Origin of the sequence: Salinicola rhizosphaerae, assembly GCF_014652715.1 — a bacterium.
Taxonomy (GTDB): Bacteria; Pseudomonadota; Gammaproteobacteria; order Pseudomonadales; family Halomonadaceae; genus Salinicola; species Salinicola rhizosphaerae.
Map to the genome: position 1 here is coordinate 238,753 of NZ_BMZI01000005.1, position 17,383 is coordinate 256,135.

Annotated in this window: 17 protein-coding genes; 6 read left to right on the plus strand and 11 right to left on the minus strand. The window is 63.4% G+C overall.

The genetic code is table 11. The annotated features are described in order from the left end of the window. Positions 1–76: 76 nt before the first annotated feature. Positions 77–463: a DUF4168 domain-containing protein gene (locus tag IE125_RS12540; protein WP_189445016.1), complete on the minus strand. Its 387-nt coding sequence runs from the start codon at positions 461–463 to the stop codon at positions 77–79. 208 nt (positions 464–671) lie between these two features. Continuing rightward, positions 672–1,589 (minus strand): MurR/RpiR family transcriptional regulator, encoded by a 918-nt coding sequence (locus IE125_RS12545; RefSeq protein WP_189445017.1) that lies wholly within the window; start codon positions 1,587–1,589, stop codon positions 672–674. Positions 1,590–1,956: 367 nt separating this feature from the next. Here IE125_RS12545 and IE125_RS12550 point away from each other — a divergent pair, with 367 nt between their 5' ends. Continuing rightward, the gene (locus tag IE125_RS12550) at positions 1,957–2,415 is read left to right on the plus strand and encodes a DUF4174 domain-containing protein (RefSeq protein WP_229809089.1); all 459 of its coding nucleotides are present in this window, start codon (positions 1,957–1,959) and stop codon (positions 2,413–2,415) included. A gap of 13 nt (positions 2,416–2,428) precedes the next feature. Here the strand turns inward: IE125_RS12550 and IE125_RS12555 are convergent, their stop codons facing one another. The 3 genes from IE125_RS12555 to IE125_RS12565 are packed head-to-tail and all read right to left on the minus strand — an operon-like array spanning position 2,429 to position 4,853. After that, positions 2,429–3,361 (minus strand): 5-oxoprolinase subunit C family protein, encoded by a 933-nt coding sequence (locus tag IE125_RS12555; RefSeq protein ID WP_229809090.1) that lies wholly within the window; start codon positions 3,359–3,361, stop codon positions 2,429–2,431. Then, the gene (gene pxpB / locus IE125_RS12560; RefSeq protein ID WP_189445018.1) at positions 3,358–4,095 is read right to left on the minus strand and encodes a 5-oxoprolinase subunit PxpB; all 738 of its coding nucleotides are present in this window, start codon (positions 4,093–4,095) and stop codon (positions 3,358–3,360) included. Before pxpB ends, IE125_RS12555 begins: the two co-directional genes overlap by 4 nt. Next, positions 4,092–4,853, minus strand: a complete 762-nt coding sequence (locus IE125_RS12565) for a 5-oxoprolinase subunit PxpA (RefSeq protein WP_189445019.1) — start codon at positions 4,851–4,853, stop codon at positions 4,092–4,094. The genes pxpB and IE125_RS12565 overlap by 4 nt, the downstream gene beginning before the upstream one ends. A gap of 384 nt (positions 4,854–5,237) precedes the next feature. Here IE125_RS12565 and IE125_RS12570 point away from each other — a divergent pair, with 384 nt between their 5' ends. From IE125_RS12570 to IE125_RS12585, 4 genes are all read left to right on the plus strand, one after another. Further along, a complete protein-coding gene (locus IE125_RS12570; RefSeq protein ID WP_189445020.1) occupies positions 5,238–6,209 on the plus strand; it encodes a LysR family transcriptional regulator in 972 nt (323 codons plus the stop codon). 78 nt (positions 6,210–6,287) lie between these two features. Beyond that, complete coding sequence (locus IE125_RS12575) at positions 6,288–7,286, plus strand: TRAP transporter substrate-binding protein (RefSeq protein ID WP_189445021.1); 999 nt, start codon at positions 6,288–6,290, stop codon at positions 7,284–7,286. A 70-nt stretch (positions 7,287–7,356) separates the two neighbouring features. After that, the gene (locus tag IE125_RS12580) at positions 7,357–7,920 is read left to right on the plus strand and encodes a TRAP transporter small permease (protein WP_189445022.1); all 564 of its coding nucleotides are present in this window, start codon (positions 7,357–7,359) and stop codon (positions 7,918–7,920) included. Positions 7,921–7,976: 56 nt separating this feature from the next. Next, complete coding sequence (locus IE125_RS12585) at positions 7,977–9,278, plus strand: TRAP transporter large permease (protein ID WP_189445023.1); 1,302 nt, start codon at positions 7,977–7,979, stop codon at positions 9,276–9,278. Positions 9,279–9,432: 154 nt separating this feature from the next. Here IE125_RS12585 and IE125_RS12590 read toward each other — a convergent pair whose 3' ends face one another. The 3 genes from IE125_RS12590 to mtgA all read right to left on the minus strand — a co-directional run bounded on the left by IE125_RS12590 (position 9,433) and on the right by mtgA (position 12,962). After that, positions 9,433–10,362, minus strand: coding sequence for a Gfo/Idh/MocA family protein (locus IE125_RS12590; RefSeq protein WP_189445024.1), 930 nt, complete (start codon positions 10,360–10,362; stop codon positions 9,433–9,435). Positions 10,363–10,414: 52 nt separating this feature from the next. Then, complete coding sequence (locus IE125_RS12595; protein ID WP_189445025.1) at positions 10,415–11,974, minus strand: SLC5 family protein; 1,560 nt, start codon at positions 11,972–11,974, stop codon at positions 10,415–10,417. Between the two features lie 280 nt (positions 11,975–12,254). Further along, positions 12,255–12,962, minus strand: coding sequence for a monofunctional biosynthetic peptidoglycan transglycosylase (gene mtgA, locus IE125_RS12600; RefSeq protein ID WP_189445026.1), 708 nt, complete (start codon positions 12,960–12,962; stop codon positions 12,255–12,257). Positions 12,963–13,092: 130 nt separating this feature from the next. Between mtgA and IE125_RS12605 the strand changes: the two genes are divergently transcribed. After that, entirely contained in the window at positions 13,093–13,929 is an 837-nt protein-coding gene (locus IE125_RS12605) for an alpha/beta hydrolase fold domain-containing protein (RefSeq protein ID WP_189445027.1), read from the plus strand. A gap of 68 nt (positions 13,930–13,997) precedes the next feature. Here IE125_RS12605 and IE125_RS12610 read toward each other — a convergent pair whose 3' ends face one another. The 3 genes from IE125_RS12610 to IE125_RS12620 all read right to left on the minus strand — a co-directional run bounded on the left by IE125_RS12610 (position 13,998) and on the right by IE125_RS12620 (position 17,266). Further along, positions 13,998–14,936 carry an ABC transporter substrate-binding protein gene (locus IE125_RS12610; RefSeq protein WP_189445028.1) on the minus strand — a complete coding sequence of 313 codons (939 nt, stop codon included), beginning with the start codon at positions 14,934–14,936 and terminating at the stop codon, positions 13,998–14,000. A 191-nt stretch (positions 14,937–15,127) separates the two neighbouring features. Next, complete coding sequence (gene fghA, locus IE125_RS12615; RefSeq protein ID WP_189445029.1) at positions 15,128–15,985, minus strand: S-formylglutathione hydrolase; 858 nt, start codon at positions 15,983–15,985, stop codon at positions 15,128–15,130. 171 nt (positions 15,986–16,156) lie between these two features. After that, positions 16,157–17,266, minus strand: a complete 1,110-nt coding sequence (locus tag IE125_RS12620) for an S-(hydroxymethyl)glutathione dehydrogenase/class III alcohol dehydrogenase (RefSeq protein WP_189445030.1) — start codon at positions 17,264–17,266, stop codon at positions 16,157–16,159. Between the last annotated feature and the right edge of the window lie 117 nt (positions 17,267–17,383).

A 17,383-nucleotide genomic window follows, 5' to 3' on the forward strand; every position in this document is an offset into this window, starting at 1 on the left:
CCCACCAGATGGTCACTGACTGCTGGTGGCATCGAGAACCGCACCTGGCGGTTCTCGATCGGGCTGACGCTATCAGTTACTGCTGCTTCTGCTGCACCATACCCTGTACACGTTGCATCAGCTGCGGGTCCTGCTGAATCGCCTGACCGATGGAGTTGAACTGCTCGACGGTCATCCCGCTACCCTTGACGGCAGAGACCATCTCTTCATTCGCCTGCTGGCGAATCTTCTGCTGCTCGCCCTGGTCGGAGGCGTTCTGCAGCTGCTGGGTGTAATTCTGGGAGATCTGAGCGATATCCTGCGACGCATCCGCGAATTGATGCAGCTGATCGTCGGAGAAGTTCTTGGCCGGCGCCTGCTGCGCCTGTGAACCGCTCTGGGCTGTGTCCTGCGCCATGGCCGGTACGCTGACGACGCCAGCGGTCAGTGTGGCTGCGGCGATGATGGCAGTGATCCTTTGCATGAAGACCTCCAATTTCAATTTATAGCGTGTGCCCATCTGGGATATCACTCGCGGACGAGAGTTCCCGAGAAAATGTTTCTTCGCGAAACTTAATGTTTTCCTGGGCAATTCGCCAAGCGGCACCGTCAGCAATCCGGCGCGCGCTGGCGTGACGATCAGGGTAACCAGTCAACGATCTTTTGGACACCTTCGCGCGGATATCCGGGCGCTACTCGATCTGCCAGCGGGCGATCAGCGCTTCCCGGCGGCGAATCGAAGCCACGGCCTCGCCACCGAGCTCGTGCGCGGTATGCGACAGCAGCATCTCGATCAGCACGAAAAGGCTGCTCATGGGATTGAAGAAGAACGGGCCCTCGGCCGAAGCCAACAGCGTCAGATCGGTCATGCTGGCCAACCGCGCCGACGCATGGTTGGTCAACGCCAGTAGCGTTGCCCCCTGCTCCAGCGCCTGCTGACAGTAATCGACGCTGACCCGCGTCTCGGGCCGGTAGCTGATCCCGACCACCAGATCGCCCGCTGCCAGCTCGCGGGCGCTCTCCAGGTTGATGCCGCCCAGCGAATCGATCAAACGCACGTCACTGCGCAGGTAACCGAGGTAGTAGGCGAGATAGTGCGCCCCGGCGAAGCAGGCACGCTGCCCGACGATATGCACGCGACGGGACTCGATGAGCGCACGCGCTGCTCTGAAGAGCGCGTCGTCATCCAGCCCCTCCGCCGTACGCGACAGGTTACGCATCTCCTCCTGCCACAGCGCCTGCTGCTGGCCCGGAGCCCGGTTGCCGTTCGGCACCTGACCAAGATCCAGCAGCCGTTCGGCGCGGGTCGAGAAGAAAGCCGCGTTGGTCGCGTCGGCTCTGAACAACGCCTGCAGCGCCTTGAAGCCGGAAAGCTCCAGAGCATGGGCAAGGCGGGTCAGACTGGAGGCGTTGACGCCGTGCTGAGCGGCCAGCGCCGAGATACTCAGATTGGCGGCGGGTTCCGGCGCGGCGAGGAGCTGCTCCAGCAGCTTGAGCGCCCCTGCGGTGAGCCTCGGCGAATGGGCTTCGCCTCTTCGCGAGGCGATCGCCAATGCCTGGAGAGCGGCAATGGACGTGGGAGGAACGTCGAATCCAGCTTGGTCGGCCATGGCATGACCCTCGTGGTCGTACGACAAGCAATCAACCAGCGCCTGGCTTCTTCGAGCCAGCTCGTGGCTTTATGGAAAAAATGGATTGGCTCGATAAATGCCTCTGCTGTTAGCCGCGCCTCGCAGGCGCGTTGCCTTATCTCCTATGCTACTACCATACCCTGTCGAGGCCCCGACCGTGATGGTGTTTTGGTCGATGTCGAGACGCAGACACTGACACAGAGGGGCCGCCAGTACTCTGCAAACCCCGATAGTCTGCAGCCCCCGGTACTCTGAAGACCCCAGGACTTTGTCGACCCCAGGACTTTGTCGACCGTAGTGTCGTCACGGTGAGGAACGAACGATCTTTATCATGAGGAGAAGCAACATGAAGGCATGGATCATGACGGGCGCGCTGCTCGCCGGCGCGTTCATCGCAGGCGGCGCAGGTGCTCAGGCGGATGAGGGTCAGCAGAACCCGGCCAATCCGCTGGTGACGGACAAATGGAATTTTCGGCCGCTGATCATTCTGACGCCCGATCCGCACGCGCCCGCCTATCAACATCTCAGGGCGCAGCTCGAGCGCTCGCAGGATCAGTTCGATAGCCGTGACATGGTGCTCTACACGATCGAAGGCACTCAGGGGACGCGGCACGGGCAACCAATGACCGCGTACGAAACGGATGCCCTGGTCAAGGCGCTGGGTGTCTCGCCTGACCAGGGCGTGACGACCGTTCTGGTCGGCAAGGATGGCGGCAAGAAGGTCGAGCAGCGCGGCGACATCGACCTGCAGCAGATCTACGACACCATAGACCGCATGCCGATGCGTCGCGCCGGTAGCAACTGATGGCGCACGGCGCTCAACGCCACTGCGCAAGCGTTGCCAGATAACGCCGTCTTGCCTGATGCGGCGTTATCGGCGAGAGCGTCAGCGTGGTGCCTGGCGCGCACTGTGCCAGCGCTGCACAGGCCAGCGGTGAGAGCGCGCCGAGACGCGGGTAACCGCCGATGGTCTGGCGGTCGTTGAGCAGAATGATCGGCTGACCGTCCGGCGGCACCTGAACCGCGCCGAGCGGGATGCCTTCCGAGATCATGCCGCCCAGCTGGCAGCGCAGCTCCGGCCCGGTCAGACGCACGCCCATGCGATCCGCGCGCGTGTCGACCTGCCACGGCGAGTTGAAAGTCGCAAAAAGGCTGGCACCTTCGAAATGCCCGATCTGGGCGCCGGTCACCAGCTCGAGCGCCACGTCTTCGCGCGGTAGCGCCGGCGCCATCGGCATCTCGCGCGGCGCCGCGCAAGTGCCCGCGGCCAGAAGACGATCGCCACCGGCCAACGCGCTACCCCTACCGTCCAGTCCACCCAGCTGCTCGCGCGCGACGGTAGCGACACTGCCCATGAACGGTGCCGCCACGACGCCGCCGGGCAGCGCGAGATAGGCTCGCAGTCCAGCAACCGGCTGCGCAAACGCCAGCGTCTGGCCTCGCTCGATCGCGAAGGCGCCGTTTGGCGGCAGCGGTGCGCCATCCAGTGTCGCGCCCAGGTCGCCGCCGGCGATGGCCAGCGTCATCGAGGCCTCCGCCTTCAGCGCAAATCCGCCGATGGCGATCTCGACGCCGGCAGTGCCGGGTGCGTTACCCAGCAGCCAGTTGGCCCAGCCGAGCGAAACCCAGTCCAGCGCCCCGCCCTGGGTCACGCCCAGATGGCGCACGCCGAAGCGGCCACTATCCTCGACCAGCGCCTGCGGGCCGATGCGCTCGACGACGAGCGCGGCATCATCGTTCGAGACCATCATCCGCGCTCCTCCAGCGGCGTAGTATCGCCCCCCTGTTCGATGAAAACATCGCGAGTGATCGGTTCGAATCGAATTCGGTCACCGGGCCGAAAAAGACTGATGTCGTCACGCTCACGATCAAAAAGCTTCACGGCGGTTCGCCCGAGCAAGTTCCAGCCACCCGGAGAGCGCATCGAATAAATGGCCGTCTGGCGTTCGGCGATGCCGACGCTGCCGGCGGCCACCTTCTGGCGCGGCGTCTTCAAGCGCGGCGTGGCCAGCGCCTCCTCGATCATGCCCATGAAGGCGTAACCCGGCGTGAAGCCGAGCGCGAAGGCACAGTAATCCCGCTCGCTGTGGCGGCGGATGATCTCCTCGCAGCTCACGCCAAGGCGTTCGGCGATCCGTGGAAGCTCCGGGCCGACGCTCTCGTCGTACCAGACCGGAATGCGATGCTCGCGTCCCGCCGCCGTCGAAGCCGGACGAAGCCCGATCAAGGCGTCTCGAATGCACGCGCTGGCCTCGCGCTGATCCAGACGCTCGACATCGTAATTGACCAGCAGCGTGGTGTAGGACGGCACCAGGTCGACCAGATCTTCCCCGAATCCCTCGCGCAGTGCGCGGTCGGCGGCGAGAATCCACGGCATGTGAGCTTCGTCGATGGCATCGAACAGCCGCACCATCAGTGCATCCATGCCCACGGTTTCGAGGCGAATCACGGGGGCCTCGCTCACTCGAATCTGAGCATCGCTCATCGGGCCTCCCCCGCCGCCAACTGCTGAAAAGCCTCGCGGATCGCTTGCACGGCCGCGATCGATTCGGCGTTGTCGCCATGCACGCAGAGAGTATCCGCTGGCAGGTGCAGCGCGCTGCCGTCGCTGGCAACGAGTGCATCGCCCCGGGCCAATGCAGCGGCCTGTTCGACGATAACCCGCCGGTCATGATGAACGGCACCGGGCTGGCGCCGCGAGACCAGATGCCCCTCGGCGTCATAGGCACGGTCAGCGAACGTCTCGAACCACAACGAAATGCCCATCTCGGCGGCCAGCGCGCGCACCGGCTCCGGGTTGGCCGTTGCCATGACCAGCAGCGGCAGCTCGCGGTCGTAGCTGGCCACGGCGCGCATCGCCGCCCGCAGCAAGTCATGATCTCTGGCCATGTCGTTGTAGAGCGCACCGTGCGGCTTGATGTAGCTGACGCGCGTCCCCTCGGCACGGCAGATCGCCTCGAGCGCCCCAATTTGGTAGAGCATCAGATTCTCGACCTCCTGCGGCGAGCAGGCGAGAGAGCGGCGGCCAAATCCTGTCAGATCCGGGTAGCCCGGATGCGCCCCGACACGCACGCCGTTGGCGACCGCGAGAGCGACGGTCCTGCGCATGACGTCCGGATCGGACGCATGAAAACCGCAGGCGATATTGGCGCAGTCGACGAAGGGCATCGCCTGATCGTCCAGACCCAGCGACCAGTTGCCGAAACTTTCGCCCATGTCGCAGTTGAGCAGGGGTACACGCATCCCATTACCTCGTATCGTTGTTGTTGGATCGTATCGTTGTCGTTGGATCGTATCGTCGCCGCTGGCGGGAATCGTTGTCGGTGACGCAGACATTCCGCGGAGCAAGCTCGTGAGCATCGCCGACGCCAGTCGGTTCGATCGATGCAGGCGGCCCGGAAAGCCGACCCGTAGCGCGGGCGACGTTGCCACAAGGCATGAGCGGACTGTAAGAAAGCCGCCGGGAACGGGTCCAATCGTTTTTCGCGATGCGCAGTATCGGCGCAATCTTTCATCCGCCCGTCGAACGCGCAGGGCGTGGTTGACGTGCAGCGCACCGCGGCGAAGAATCGGCCGACCTGCCCGTTGGGAGCCTGCTCATCGGGAGCCCGCTCGTTTGGAGAGTCCATGTTCGATTTCAAGGAGCTGGAAGCGTTCGTCTGGATCGTACGCCTGGGTTCGTTCCGCAAGGTGGCCGCGCGACTGCACCTGACCCAGCCGTCGATCTCGGATCGCATTACCCGACTCGAGGCGACCGTCGGCGAATCCTTGCTCGACCGCTCGGCCCGCCCGGTACAGCCGACACTGCGCGGGCGCGAATTCTACGTTCATGCGGAGCGGCTACTCGACAACCGCGAAGAGGCGCTGCGTCTATTCCAGAATCAGGAGGATTTCTCCGGTTCGCTCCGCCTCGGCGTCATCGAGACCATCGCGCACAGCTGGTTCAGCACCTTCCTGACCCGCCTGGCCGAGCGCCACCCGCAGCTCACCATCGAACTGACGGTCGATATCTCGCCGTTTCTGCAACAGCGCCTGGCGGACAACGACCTGGACATGATCTTCGCCATGGACGGCGTGGCACCGGGGCTTTCGGTCGAGCAACTGCCACTCGCCACCTACGAGATGGGGCTGTTCGTGGCGCCACAGCACGTCGAGACATTGCATCATGGCGGCGCCTCGGCGCTGTCGCGTTTTCCCTTCGTGTCGTTCAGCAAGCAGGCGCGCCCCTACATGGAACTCGTCACCTACCTGGCCGAGCAGGGCATCGACGATCCCAAGATTCATAGTGTCAGCACGCTGATGACCATCGCGCGCATGAGCGTCGACGGCATCGGCATCGGCTCTCTGCCGGTTTCCACCGTTGCCGATGCCTGTGAGCGCGGCGAGCTGGTGCGTCTTGACCTGCCCACGCCGCTGCCCGCCATGTACTACGACGCGATATGGCGTACCAGCAACTATCCCAGCTTTTGCCGCAGCCTGACGCAGCTGGCGCAAGAATGCGCCGCCCGCTATGCCCAGCACCACGAAGCGCAGCAAGGGGTGAGCGATAGCCAAGCACGATCCGTGAAAGTCTGGCCCGATACTTCGGATAAGAATTAACGATTTGACCCCATCGTCGGCCAATTCGAAGATTGATGGCGACTCTGAACCCGTCAATAACAATTCCGAGGGTATGACATGCGCCAATCGACTCGTTCACTCCTCACGCTCGCCGTGGCTGGCTCTCTGGCCGTCGCGACGCCGGCGATGGCCGCGCAGTGGAACCTCGCCACGCCCTACGGCGACGCCAGCTTCCACACCCAGAACACCAAACAGTTCGCCGAAGACGTCAAGGCAGCGACCGACGGCGAGCTGACGATCAACGTGCACAGCGGCGGTTCGCTGATCAGCCACGCCGAGATCAAGCCATCGGTGCGTCGCGGCACGGTGCAGGCCGGCGAAATTTTCCTCTCCACACTCTCCAATGAATCACCGATCTACGAGGTCGATACCCTTCCGGGGCTCGCCGGCAGCTACGCCGATGCCTACGATCTGTGGGAAGCTTCCAAGCCGATCATCACGCAGCTGTTCGCGAAAGAGGGGCTGATGCCGCTCTACGCCGTGCCGTGGCCCTCCCAAGGCATCTACACGGATTTCGAGCTGACCGATGCTTCCCAGTTCGAGGGGCTGCGCGTGCGGGCACCGAACATCAACACTCAGCGCTTCGTCGAGAATCTCGGCGGCATCCCGACCCAGACTGAGGAAGCGGATATTCCGACCGCTTTCAGCACCGGTCGCGTCGACGCCATGATCACTTCCGTTTCGACGGGCAAATCGATGGCTGCGTGGGACTACGTCTCTCACTACAGCGATGCCAACCTGTGGTTGCCGAAGAACATCGTCTTCGTCAACAAGCGCGATTTCGACCGGCTCGATGAGGAGACTCAAAAAGCGGTACTGGACGCGGCGGCCAAGGCCGAGCAGCGCGGCTGGCAAATGAGCCAGGATGACGCCGCCAAGAGTACCGAGGCGCTTGAATCCCACGGCGTTACCGTCAGCGAACCGAGCGACGCGCTTAAGGCGCAGCTGCAGGCCGCCGGGCAGACGCTGTTCGAGGACTGGCAGTCGCGCGCCGGCGATCAGGCGAAGTCTCTGGTCAAGCGCTACCGCGAGCTGCAGGCCGAGCAGAGCGAGTAACACCGCCCTGACCCCGTCATCTGCACATCGGATGGCGGGGACTCGTTCATCCCACCCGTCGGTGAACCTCATGACCTTCAAACTCGACCCGCTCTACCGGCTCGGTGCCTGGGGCGCCGCTGCCTGCATGCTCGCGATCTGCGGCATGGTCACGGTGCAAGTGCTGCTGCGCTGCCTCGATGCACTACTGGTCGCCATCGGCGCCAGCCGGCTGGGCTACGAGATCAGTGGCCTGTCGGAGATTGCGTCGTACCTGCTCGTCGGCGCCACTTTTCTGAGCCTGGCGTACACCTTCACCCACCACGCCCACATTCGCGTCACGCTGGTGATTGCACGTCTGCCCGCGGCGGCACGTGTCTGGTGCGAGGTGGTGTGTCTCGCCATCGCGCTGGCGCTTTCGGCACTGCTGGGCTGGAACCTGATTGGACTGGTTGAGGAGAGCCTCGATTACGGCGATGTCTCTTCCGGTCTGATGGCGATTCCACTGTGGATTCCGCAGACGGTACTGGTCAGCGGGCTTGCCCTGCTCTGCATCGCCCTGCTCGAAGCGCTGATCGTTACGCTGAAGCAAGCGCTCGTCGCCCCGTCACGCTACGTCGCGCCCGACGACAGTAGCGATCTTCAGAGCGAATGACCCGCTGATCGACTGATCGACAACGACCAAGACAACGACAAGAGAGGACGCGACGCGTGCTGACCCTCAGTCTGGTAACTCTATTTGCGCTGGCGCTTCTGCTCGGCGGCGGCGTGTGGATCGCCTTTGCCCTGTTGGGTACCGGCTGGATCGCCCTGACCGGCTTCTCCTCGTTCGAGGTCGGCCCGATTCTCGCCTCCGATTTCTGGGGCGCCAGCTACGGCTGGGATCTCACGGCCCTGCCGATGTTCGTGTGGATGGGCGAGATCCTGTTCCGCTCCGGCCTGGCCGACAACATGTTTCGGGCGCTGTCGCCCTGGCTCAACCGAATCCCAGGCCGGCTGCTGCACTCCAACATCATCGGCAGCGGCCTGTTCGCCGCGGTCTGCGGCTCTTCCGCCGCCACCTGCGCCACCGTCGGCAAGATGACGTTGCCTGAGCTCGAGCGTCGCGGCTACAGCGAGACGCTCGCCGTCGGCACGCTGGCCAGCGCCTCGACACTCGGCCTGCTGATACCGCCCTCGATCATGATGATCGTCTACGGCGTGGTCACCGAGCAGTCCATCTCGCGTCTGTTCATGGCCGGCATCGGCCCGGGACTGCTGCTGCTCGCGCTGTTCATGATCTATCTGGTGATCTGGTCGCTGACCGCGGGTCGTAACGGCGGCGCCGGGCACGCCGAGCCACCGACCTCGCTCGGCGAGAAGATCCGCAACAGCTGGCGTCTGGTGCCGCTTCTGATCCTGATCGGCGGTATTCTCGGCAGCATCTACGGTGGCGTGGCCTCGCCGACCGAGGCGGCGGCCGTCGGGGTCGTGCTGTCGATGCTGATGGCGCGTTTCAACGGCCATTTCGATAAGGCGATCTTTCTTGAATCGATGTTCGCCGGGCTGCGCACTTCATGCATGATCGCCTTCATCATTGCCGGCGCCTCGTTTCTCTCCTCGGCGATGACGTTCACGCAGCTGCCCGACAACCTCGCCAACGCCATCGCGGCAATGGGTCTCTCGCCAACGGTTCTGCTGATCGTGCTGACACTGTTCCTGCTGGTGCTGGGGTGCTTTCTCGACGGCATCTCGATGATCCTGCTGGTCACCTCGATCATCATGCCGCTGGTCAGCGCCGCCGGGATCGATCCCATCTGGTTCGGCATCTATCTGGTCATCGTCGTCGAGATCTCGCAGATCACCCCGCCGGTCGGCTTCAACCTGTTCGTCATCCAGGGGCTCACCGGCAAGAGCATCTTCACCATCGCCAAGGCAACGACGCCGTTCTTCCTGCTGATGCTCCTGGCCATCGCGCTGATGCGGGTCTTCCCGGAGATCGTGCTGTATCTGCCACAGGCGATGAACGGCTAGCGTCGATAGCCGCGAGCCGCGAGCCGCGATGCTCAGCGTGATGTTCTTTACGAAAGAGGCCAGTGACGAATGTCGCTGGCCTCTTTCGTCGCTCGTCGCTCGTCGCTCGTCGCTCGTCGCTCGTCGCTCGTCGCTCGTCGCTCGTCGCTAAAGCCTATTCGACGAAGTCATCCACGGTATGCCGATAGCCCAGCGTGAGCGCGTCCGCGACATGCCGCAGTGGCGAGACATCGAGATCGCTCTGCCCTTGATGGATCAGATTGGCGAAGCGTTCATAGAGCCCGGCATACTCGGCATCTTCTTGCATGCCTTGCGACTGCCCGTCGATCAGCATCTCGCACCCGCCTCGGGTCAGCGTCAGCCGGCCGTCGTCGGTCTCGACGTGGATATCCCAGATCGGCGGCGTATCCGCCTGACGAAAATCGAACTCGGCGTGGATCGGTACATTGACGCCATCGATGAAATCGAGTGAGGCCGCAATCGGCGTCTGGCAATTGCCCGGCACCTGAAGCTGGGCGTCGACGAGGTAAAAAGGTCTCGGCAGAATGGCGGTCGCGATGGAGAGCGCGTTGATGCCGGGGTCGAAGACGCCCATGCCACCCGGCTGCCAGATCCACGCCTGACCGGGATGCCAGACGCGCACGTCTTCTTTCCACTCGATGTCGACGCGCTGGATCTTGCGGGTGGTGAGCCAACGCCGCGCCTGCGCCACGTAAGGTGCGTGGCGTGAGTGCCAGGAAGCGAAAAGCGTTACCCCGCAGCGCTGCGCGTCTTCGCGAAGTATCTCGATCTCTGCCAGTGTCGCGCCCGGCGGCTTCTCGAGCATCACGTGCTTGCCATGCGCCATCGCCAGACGCGCCTGGGCGGTACGCACCGTGGCGGGCGTACAGAGCGAGACAGCGTCGATCTCGGGCCCCTCTTCGAGCAACGCCTCAAGGCTCTCGAAATTGGCAACGCCCGCGACCTCGGCGTTACGACTCGCCACCGCATCGAGCCGATATCCCGTGTGGCCCGCGATGGCCGGGTGATGCTGATCTCGTGCGATCTTGCCGTAGCCGACGATGGCGAGTCGAATGGTATCCATGGCGCGTTCCGGGCCTCCCTGAGAAATGACGCAAGCAGCGCGGCGCTTCACGTCACCGGAGTAGAAAGACGACGACCGCCGTGAGTGCCGCCACGATCGCGATGCCGATCATGACATCCCGCGGTACCCGCTCCAATCCCTCTTTCGCCATGACCGCGATTCGCGCGTCCTGGCTCGCTGGCCGATCGCTCGTTCCGAGCCGCGTCATCCAGAACCAGGTTGCGAGCGCCGTAGCCGCGCAGAGGATACCGCCGATGATGGTGAAGTGAATCGGCACCAGTCCGGTTTCCACCAGTACGAAAAGGATCGCGCTGAGCACGTGCCCGGTGGCAAGCCCGCGCAGGGCCGCGGAGGACCCCAGCGACTTGACCCAGAGCCCCATCAGGAAGGTGGCGACAAGCGGCGAAGCCACGAAAGCGAAAACCTGCTGCAGATAGGCCCAGAGCCCCGAGAAATACTGGATCATCGGCCCCCAGGAAGCCGCGACCGCCGCCAGGATGAAGGTGCAGACGCGTCCCCACTTGGCCAGCTGGGCATCGGTGAGCTGGGGCCGAACCGGCTTGATGAAGTCGAGTGTCAACAGCGTCGCCGAGGAGTTGAGCGTTGATGACAGCGTCGACATCAGCGCGGCGATCAGCCCGGCGAGAATCAGCCCGGTGAGCCCGGTCGGCGTGAACTCCTGGACCATTCGCGGATAGACCTGATCGGGGTGTTCGAGCCCTGGCAGCAGCGGTACGACCATGGCGCCGGGAATGGTCATGATGAAGATCGGCAGCAGTTTGAGGGCGGCAGCGAATACCGAGGCGCGACCGGCGGCACGGATGTCGCGGGCGCCAAGCAGGCGCTGGACCACGTACTGGTTCATCGTCCAGTAATAGAAGCCGACGATCGGCACACCGGTAATCAGTCCGAGCCAGGGCACGCTGGGGTCATCCAGCGGCCGGATCAGCGAAAGCTTCTCCGGACTGACTTCGTCGAGTACGCGCGACCAGCTGTAGTCGAAATGCCCGAAGATGATCCAAGTCATCGCAGCCGACCCGCCGATCAATACGCAGGCCTGGATGACATCGGTGTAGACCACTGCCCGCAACCCCCCGACGGCGGTATAGATGCTGGTGAACAGCGCCAGCAGCGCGCAGACCTCCCAGAGATTGGTGCCTGGAATGAAGGTCGTCACGATCAGGCCACCGGCGTAGAGCGTGCCGGCGGTATCCAAAATGATCGACAAGAACAGCGTGATGACCGAGAGATACTTGCGCAGGCGGGAGTCGAAGCGCCGCTCCATCAGCTCGGGCATGGTGGTGATGCGTGCTCGCATCAGCACCGGCAGCACGAAGATGGCGGTAAACATCAGCACGACGCCGGCCATCCACTCGTAGTTGGCCGCCGAAATACCGTACTGGTAGGCCGCTCCCGGCAGCCCGATCAAGGTGTCCGAGGAGATGTTGGAGGCAAACAGCGAGAAGCCGATCGCCATCGGCCCCAGCGTGCGCCCCGCGAGGAACAGCTCATCCGGCGTGGTCTTGCCGCGCGCCGTCTTGAAACCGATGAATGTGACGACCAGAAAGTATGCCGCGATGACGGCAAAGTCCCAGAATTGAAGATCTTCCATGAGTCCTGCTCGCTCCGAGCGAATGATTGTTATATCGAGTGCCGCGCCACCGTGGAGTGGGATGCCGGTTACTCGCTGGTCTTCGATATACTCAAGGTTAGCCAGCGTCGGAACGGAATTCCATTTCATGACAGCGAGTTGCGTCTGACAAACGCTTGACGAAAGACGCGACAAGCCGGCTAACCCGCTCTATTCGCACCGAAAACGCAAGTGCGTGGCGATAGGCAAGACCAAGACTAAAGTGCAAGATCAGCCGCCGACTGACGGCCGGAAAATCGCGTCAGTCGAGCTTTTCGAGGAACGCGGCACCACCCAGGTTACGCATCTGGCGCTCGATCCACGCCGCGCGCTGCTGAACGTGGGCCGAGGGGTGCGAAGCGCTCCAGCCTCGCGGATTGGGCAGAATGGCAGCAAGGCGCGCAGCCTGGGACGGACTCAGATTCGCTGCCGACACCCCGAAGTAGTGCTGCGCCGCCGCCTCCAGGCCGAACACGCCGGTATCCCACTCGGCAATGTTGAGATAGGCCTCGAGAATGCGCTGCTTGGACCAGAACGTCTCGATCAGAATCGTGAACCATGCTTCGAGCCCCTTGCGAATCCAGCTGCGGCCGGTCCAGAGAAACAGGTTGCGAGCGGTCTGCTGACTGATCGTGCTGGCGCCACGCAGGCCACCGCCGTCGGACCAGTTGGCCAACGAGCGCTTGATCTGCGCGACATCGAATCCCCAATGCTCCGGAAAGCGCTGGTCCTCGCCCGCCATAACGGCCACCTTGGCGTTGTCCGATAGTCGGGACCAGGGCTCCCAATGCTGATCGATCGTCAGGTTCTCGCCCTGCATCCACGAGCCCACCTTGCGCTCGACCATGACCATCGAACCGAACAGCGGCACGAAGCGAAAAATCAGCACGAACAGGACGGAGAGTCCGACGAAGGCAGCGATGACGATCAACAAGTAGCGCAACAGCGTGCGCGGCCAGCCGGACTGCATGAATAAGCGCTCACGTTTGAGGAAGTGCACGTCAGTATAACAAGCCGCCGCTGGCCCGGGGGGCCACCAGCCGTTACGGTGGGGCGCCGGGCATCGGCCAGTCCGCTATCAGCCAAGGAGCCTCTCCCGCATGTCGATCGACGATTTCATCGCGCGCCTCAGCATCCTCGACGAACAGGCGTCAGCTCCACTCGACGCACGCCGACGCCGCTACGAAGCGCTGCATCAGCATCACCGCCCCGCTGACCCACCCGGAATGCGCGTCGAGGATACCCAGATCGCCGGCGTCGGCATTCGCCGCTTCATGCCGCCAAGCGTGAAGCCCGGCCCAGTCGTCTATCTTCACGGCGGCGGGTGGAATCTCGGCTCCGTGCAGAGCCATCACGGTATTACCGCCAATCTGGCATCACGTTTGTCGCGCGAGGTGATCAGCGTGGAGTACCGCCTGCTGCCGGAGGCGAGCTACGCCGAAGCACTGGCCGACTGCGTGACGGTGGTCGAGGCCACCGGGCCGGTCGCGCTCGGCGGTGACAGCGCCGGCGGGAGACTGGCGATCGATGTCGCCGCCACGACGGACTGGCCCGGCGTGCTCGGGCTCATCTATCCGGTCGTCGGCACGCCGACACTCGCGACGCTGGGCGAGGATGCCCCGCTACTGACGCGCGCGGATGTCCTCTCGCTGTGGCAGATGGCCAATCAGGGGACGACCATCGACCGGGGTCCGATGCCAGCGGTTGACCCGCACCGCCCGCCGGCCGAGATCATCGAGGCCCTTGCCGTCGAGCGCGATCCGCTGACCCGCCCGCTGGAAAACGCCATTGAGCAGTGGCGCGCGGCGGGTGCCAGGGTGGGTTATCGCTGCGCCCCGGACATGGTCCACTCGGCGCTGCACGGCCATGCCGAACTCGAACCCATGAAAAACGCCTGGCAGCAGTTTTGCCAGGCGCTGGATCGGCGCTTGGGTTAACGATACTTGCGTTAGCGGTACTTACGTTAGCGGCACTTGAGCCAGTGATGTTCGAAATGACGAGCAGGTCAGCTATCCAGCTCGGCCTTGACCGCGTCGATGGCGGGCTTGCCCGCTTTCGTCTTCACGCCGTCGAGCCACTGCGCCACGGTGTCCATATGGCCGGCGATCCACTCCTGCGCGACCTCGTCTGCCGGTCGCTCTTCGTGACTGTACTCGTAGACCCAGTCGTTCTGGTCATCGATCGAGACCTGGTACTGGGAGAGGAAACGGTAGAGGTTGGCATCCGCCTTCTCTAGCGAGGCCGGCACGACCGTCCAGACCGTGCTCTGGATCTGCGCCACGCCGCTGTCGTCGGCGTCCTTCAAATAGTAGAGGTCGTAGCTGACGTTCATCCAGTGGGGTTCCCAACCGACGAACGTGACCCACTCGTGGCTCGAGATTTTCTGATCGGCGTAGGCAAGCATCGCCGAAGTGGAGCTCTCGCGCAGTTGCCAATCGCCGAGACCGGCCTTGTCATGATCGATCGCGGCGAGAATGGCATCGTTGATGCCAGTGCCGGCTTCGATACCCTGAATCTCGCCCTGGAAGCGATCCTTGTAGCGTTCCAGATCGGCAACGCTGTCGACACCCGCCTCGTGCACGTACTGCGGCACCACCAGGCCCGAATTGGCATCGCTGATGTTCTTGGCCACCTTGGCGACCTTGCCGTCGGCGACCAGCGGGTCGATCATCTCCTGCTCGATCGGATACCAACCGCCGAGATAGACATCGAGATCATCGCTAGCCAGGCCGTTGAGAATGACGCCGACCGCCAGCTCGCTCTGCCGGGTCTGATATCCCATGGCCTGCAGTAGCTCCGAAGCGATTTCGGATTTCACCGTGACACCCGGCCAGGGCGGCACGCCGAAGCGCACCGTGTCGAGATCCGCCTGCGCGGAACCCGCGGCAAGCAGGGCGAGCGGCAGCGTACCCAGCACGTGTCGTTTGAAACGCGAATGATCCATATCGAGCTCCTGAGTTGTTATGGGAATGATCCTCCCCTACTCTGCCCGATGTCTGTTCTGTTACTTGACGTCAAGCGCCAGATAATCGCCCTACAGCGACACCACCGTGGAAACAGGTGCCTCTCAACGCGCCACGGCCGAGCATGGCTCGACCGTGGCGGCGTGGGTCCCCCGATGATGGCAGCGGCGCACTAACGTTTCGAGTAAAGCCGCTCGGCGTGATAACGCAGATGTTCGTCGATAAAGCTGGCGATGAAGAAGTAGCTGTGGTCGTAGCCCGGATGACGACGCAGCGTCAGCGGATGGTCGTGTTCCTCGCAGACCGCTTCCAGTCGCTCCGGCTTGAGCTGCTCCTCGAGGAAGTTGTCCGCCTCGCCCTGATCGATGAACAGTGGCTGGCGCGACGAGCCTTTGGCGACCAGCTCGCACGCATCGTACTGGGTGCGCAGCCCGACATCGTCGCCAAGATAGTTTTCAAACGCCTTCTGCCCCCAGGGCACCTGGGTCGGATTGACGATCGGCGCAAACGCCGAGACCGCCGCATACCGCCCTGGCTGACGCAGCGCCAGTACCAGTGCGCCATGTCCGCCCATGGAGTGACCGCTGATCGACTCGCGGCCGTTGACCGGGAAATGCAGACGCACCACCGAGGGCAGCTCTTCGGTGACGTAGTCGTACATGCGGTAGTGGCGCGACCAGGGCTCGCGCTTGGCGTTGAGATAGAAACCCGCGCCGGAGCCGAAATCGTAGCTCTCGTGTTCGCCCGGCAGATCCAGGCCGCGCGGGCTGGTATCCGGGCAGACGATGGCAACACCCAGCTCGGCGGCGGTCTTGAGCGCGCCGGCCTTCTGCATGAAATTCTCGTCATTGCAGGTCAGCCCGGAGAGCCACCACATCAGCGGTACACGGCCCTCTTCGGCCTGCGGCGGCAGATAGATCGCGAAGATCATGTCGCAATCCAGCGCTCGGGAGTAATGCTTGTAGCGCTTGACCCAGCCACCGAAACTCTTGGTGGCCGAGACCAGCTCCAACTGCTCGCTCATCGACATGGTTCTCTCCTGACTGTGCCGGCGGTATCACCGCCGGCAGATTCGCCGCACTTCGCGCGGGACTGGGCGCGTATTAAACGCCTTTCGTGCGGCTCCGGGCGCGTGTTACCAGAGCTTTTCGCGCAGCTCCGGGCGCGTATCAAACGCCTTTCGCGCGGCTTTGGGCGCGTGTTAAAAATGCAGCACCGTACGAATGCTCTTGCCCGCGTGCAGCAGGTCGAAGGCTTCGTTGATCTGCTCGAACGGCATGTCGTGGGTGACGAATTCGTCGATCTTGATCTCGCCATCCATGTAACGCTGCACGTAGCCGGGCAGCTCGGTGCGGCCCTTGACGCCGCCGAAGGCAGAGCCTTTCCAGACGCGACCGGTGACCAGCTGGAACGGCCGGGTGGAGATCTCTTCACCGGCACCGGCGACGCCGATGACGATCGATTCGCCCCATCCCTTGTGGCAGCACTCCAGGGCCGAGCGCATCACGTTGACGTTGCCGATGCACTCGAAGGAGTAATCGACACCGCCGTCGGTCAGGTCGACGATGACCTGCTGGATCGGATCGCTGTAGTCCTTGGGATTGACGAATTCGGTGGCACCGAACTGGCGTGCCAGCTCGAACTTGTCCGGGTTGACGTCGATCGCGATGATCCGAGACGCCTTGGCCATCTGCGCCCCCTGAATCACCGCCAGACCGATCGCCCCCAGACCGAACACGGCGACGGTGGAGCCCGGCTCGACCTTGGCGGTGTTCAGCACCGCACCGATGCCGGTGGTCACGCCGCAGCCGAGCAGGCAGATCTTGTCCAGCGGCGCTTCTTTGGAGACCTTGGCCAGGGACACTTCCGGCAGCACGGTGTACTCGGAGAAGGTCGACGTGCCCATGTAGTGGTGCAGCGTTTCTCCCCCTTTGGAAAAGCGCGTGGTGCCATCCGGCATCAGCCCTTTGCCCTGAGTCGCGCGTACCGAGCTACACAGGTTGGTCTTGCCCGACAGGCAGAATTTGCACTTGCCGCATTCGGCGGTATAGAGCGGGATCACGTGGTCACCGGGCTTCAAGCCGGTCACGCCCTCGCCGACTTCCTCGACGATGCCGGCCCCTTCGTGGCCAAGCACGGAAGGAAACAGCCCCTCCGGATCCTTGCCCGAAAGCGTGTAGGCGTCGGTGTGGCAGACGCTGGTCGCGACGATGCGCACCAGCACCTCGCCGGCTTTAGGGCCTTGTACCTCGATCTCTTCGAGGGTCAACGGCTTGCCTGATTCCCAGGCAACGGCAGCACGGGATTTCATGGATGGTCTCCTTCAGAGTGACTGGGGCTCGCTCACCAGGGGGCGTGATGCCGGACCTAGCATGGCGGTCGGTTTTGGTTCAGTCTAGACAATCACTCAAAGGCAATAAACCAGGCA

What these genes read in the sequence shown, in the direction of transcription:
- IE125_RS12570 (WP_189445020.1), top strand. Translation starts at nt 5,238, where the DNA reads ATGTTCGATTTCAAGGAGCTGGAAGCGTTCGTCTGGATCGTACGCCTG.
- IE125_RS12575 (WP_189445021.1), top strand. Translation starts at nt 6,288, where the DNA reads ATGCGCCAATCGACTCGTTCACTCCTCACGCTCGCCGTGGCTGGCTCT.
- IE125_RS12580 (WP_189445022.1), top strand. Translation starts at nt 7,357, where the DNA reads ATGACCTTCAAACTCGACCCGCTCTACCGGCTCGGTGCCTGGGGCGCC.
- mtgA (WP_189445026.1), bottom strand. Translation starts at nt 12,962, where the DNA reads ATGCAGTCCGGCTGGCCGCGCACGCTGTTGCGCTACTTGTTGATCGTC.
- IE125_RS12555 (WP_229809090.1), bottom strand. Translation starts at nt 3,361, where the DNA reads ATGATGGTCTCGAACGATGATGCCGCGCTCGTCGTCGAGCGCATCGGC.
- IE125_RS12545 (WP_189445017.1), bottom strand. Translation starts at nt 1,589, where the DNA reads ATGGCCGACCAAGCTGGATTCGACGTTCCTCCCACGTCCATTGCCGCT.
- IE125_RS12565 (WP_189445019.1), bottom strand. Translation starts at nt 4,853, where the DNA reads ATGCGTGTACCCCTGCTCAACTGCGACATGGGCGAAAGTTTCGGCAAC.
- IE125_RS12605 (WP_189445027.1), top strand. Translation starts at nt 13,093, where the DNA reads ATGTCGATCGACGATTTCATCGCGCGCCTCAGCATCCTCGACGAACAG.
- IE125_RS12590 (WP_189445024.1), bottom strand. Translation starts at nt 10,362, where the DNA reads ATGGATACCATTCGACTCGCCATCGTCGGCTACGGCAAGATCGCACGA.
- IE125_RS12550 (WP_229809089.1), top strand. Translation starts at nt 1,957, where the DNA reads ATGAAGGCATGGATCATGACGGGCGCGCTGCTCGCCGGCGCGTTCATC.
- IE125_RS12620 (WP_189445030.1), bottom strand. Translation starts at nt 17,266, where the DNA reads ATGAAATCCCGTGCTGCCGTTGCCTGGGAATCAGGCAAGCCGTTGACC.
- fghA (WP_189445029.1), bottom strand. Translation starts at nt 15,985, where the DNA reads ATGTCGATGAGCGAGCAGTTGGAGCTGGTCTCGGCCACCAAGAGTTTC.
- IE125_RS12595 (WP_189445025.1), bottom strand. Translation starts at nt 11,974, where the DNA reads ATGGAAGATCTTCAATTCTGGGACTTTGCCGTCATCGCGGCATACTTT.
- IE125_RS12540 (WP_189445016.1), bottom strand. Translation starts at nt 463, where the DNA reads ATGCAAAGGATCACTGCCATCATCGCCGCAGCCACACTGACCGCTGGC.
- pxpB (WP_189445018.1), bottom strand. Translation starts at nt 4,095, where the DNA reads ATGAGCGATGCTCAGATTCGAGTGAGCGAGGCCCCCGTGATTCGCCTC.
- IE125_RS12610 (WP_189445028.1), bottom strand. Translation starts at nt 14,936, where the DNA reads ATGGATCATTCGCGTTTCAAACGACACGTGCTGGGTACGCTGCCGCTC.